This is a genomic window from Photobacterium sp. MCCC 1A19761, assembly GCF_037389125.1.
GTDB lineage: Bacteria > Pseudomonadota > Gammaproteobacteria > Enterobacterales > Vibrionaceae > Photobacterium.
On the sequence record NZ_JAZGTF010000060.1, the window covers coordinates 1 to 1,918 of the forward strand.

The 1,918-nt window shown below is 41.4% G+C and carries 1 protein-coding gene; it reads left to right on the forward strand.

From position 1 onward, the window contains the following. Positions 1–209: 209 nt before the first annotated feature. On the forward strand, positions 210–1,766 hold the full coding sequence (locus VV869_RS24305) for an AIPR family protein (protein WP_337737531.1): 1,557 nt from the start codon (positions 210–212) through the stop codon (positions 1,764–1,766). Positions 1,767–1,918 lie beyond the last annotated feature (152 nt).

The window sequence follows — 1,918 nt, forward strand, 5'->3', positions numbered from 1 at the left end:
TTGCTGCCGTCCGTGCGTTGAACAAGTTAACAGGGCTCGGCATGCCCGTAACTCGTAAAGTTAGCTAAAACATGGCTTAAATTGGGTAGATCTGTTGTTTTCCCTGATTTGATCAACAAAGCCCCGTCGCGACCGAAATTATTACTGAGGGTGGTGATGATGAGAATATCGACATCCTGTTTACTGATGAGGACAATAGTCGGATTTATTTGATCCAATCTTACCAATCTCCCCTGTTGAGAAATCAAGGTGCGAAGCCTAACAAGGCTCGAGATAGCAGCTATGCTGTTACTGCATTGATAAACACAGACCTAACTCAGATCCCAGACAGAATAAGAAATCAAGTTCAAGAAGCTCGTAAAGCTATCAGAGACGGTAAGATCAATACTCTTCATATATGGTTTCTAAATAACTGCCCAGAAAAATCCGAAAATAATCGAATAATGCGGGGTGTTGGCTCCAGTGCAGCAGCAGCGTTGAGAGCAAGATTCCCAGAGGTGAACGTTACAATAGATGCAAAGGAAATGGGTTTAGAAAGCTTGGATCTGTTGTACCAAGCTCAGCAGAATTCAATTTTGATCAATGATGTCATTGAACTTCAGGAGAACCCGGGATTCCTGGAACATACTGACAATGGATGGCTATCCTTTAGTACGAGTGTAACTGGCAATTTTCTAAAAAGGATGTACTCGACGTTTGGCGAAGATAAGTTATTTAGTGCTAATGTCCGTGGCTATATGGGGAGTAACAAGAAAGATCAGTTCATTAACGGCCAAATACAACATAGCGCTGCCCATGAACCGAGAGACTTCTTTGTTTGCAATAACGGTATTACTGCGTTAGTTCATGACTTTGATGTAGATTACATCAGTGAAGATGAGAAACTGGGAAAGCTACAAAACATTACAGGAATCTCGATTGTTAATGGTGCTCAGACGACAGGTTGTTTGTCGAACTTAGCATCTGAAATTGATGACAATGTTAAAGTTGCAGCAAGATTCATTAAAGTCGATGATACTGATAAAATTGATAAGATAACTAAAGCTAACAACTCTCAAAACAAGGTACTAGCCTCTGATTTTAGATCTGGCGACGCTACTCAAGAAAGGTTGAGACAAGAGTTTGCTAGAATTAGCGACGCCAACTATAGCGGGGGTTTGAGGTCGAACCTACCCCCTGCCATTAAAAGAATATCGCTTTCTCCTGAGACAGTAGCCCAAATACTTATCGCGTATCATGATCACCCGAATAGTAGTTATCATGAGAAAAAAGATATTTGGGAGAATGACTCTTTATACAATAAAGCGTTTGATAACACTGTTACGGCTGGCCATTTGTTGTTTTTATACACTCTGCATGAAGCAATTAATGAGGTAAAAGCTGAGTATGGTTCTAAGTTCCGACACGGCCACCTCATTTCCACTGATGAATCCAAGCACGAGTTTTTACGCAAACCCGGAGTGTCTTTCATTATCATTCATGCTGTAGCCTCGATTATGGAAATGATTGTAGAGGGCCCCATTGCCAACCCCTATACGTTGGCTTTTAAAGACAATGTCAGGAGAGCTGATGCAATTCAATTGTGGAAACCCGTAATTAGCCAAGTAATTAAAAGAACAACTAGGTTAATGCCTGCAACACAAAACCGCTTATCGAGAAGACAAGAAATTACTGATACTATCAACGCTTTCCGAGAAGATATGGATATGTTCAGTGATAACTTTGAGGAGTGGTTTGGAGCTTTCAAAGCTGCCTTGGAGCGTTGAGACTCCCACTCATACTTAACCGCCCCGGGTAATCCCCCCGAAAAATAACAGCAGCAAAAAGTAGAATTTTCTCGTAACCTAAACGAAAGGAGATTCTGCATGAAAAAATCACGGTACACGGACAGTCAGATCCTGGCGATCTTAAAACAGGC